This is a genomic window from Aquicoccus porphyridii, assembly GCF_008369105.1.
In the GTDB taxonomy this organism is placed as follows: Bacteria; Pseudomonadota; Alphaproteobacteria; order Rhodobacterales; family Rhodobacteraceae; genus Aquicoccus; species Aquicoccus porphyridii.
In genome coordinates this window covers 1-382 of sequence record NZ_VINQ01000205.1, presented here as the reverse complement: position 1 = coordinate 382, position 382 = coordinate 1, and the positions used below count along the sequence as shown (strand labels likewise).

General features: G+C 69.6%; 1 protein-coding gene. It reads left to right on the top strand.

Features of this window, described 5'->3' with window-relative positions; translation table 11 throughout:
- On the top strand, window positions 1-382 hold a 382-nt coding region (locus FLO80_RS24210; RefSeq protein WP_223145562.1), incomplete at both ends, for an Nramp family divalent metal transporter.

The following is a 382-nucleotide window of genomic DNA, read 5'->3' as shown; positions in this document are numbered from 1 at the left end:
GCGGCGCAAGCTGGGGCTGTTCATCGGCCCCGGCCTGCTGGTCTCGGTCGGCTACATGGACCCCGGCAACTGGGCCACCGCCATCGAGGCGGGCTCGCGCTTCGGCTACGCGCTGCTGTTCGTAGTGGTGCTGGCGAGCTTTTCCGGGATGCTCCTGCAAAGCCTCTGTTCGCGCCTGGGCATCGCCACCGGCCGCGACCTCGCGCAGCTCTCCCGGGAGCGCTACCGCCCTGGCGTGGCGCGTGGCCAATGGCTGCTGGCGGAACTGTCGATCGTCGCTACCGACCTTGCCGAGGTGCTCGGCGCGGCGCTGGCCTTCCACCTGCTGCTGGGCGTCTCGATTACCACCGGGGTGGTCCTCACCGCCTTCGATACCCTGATC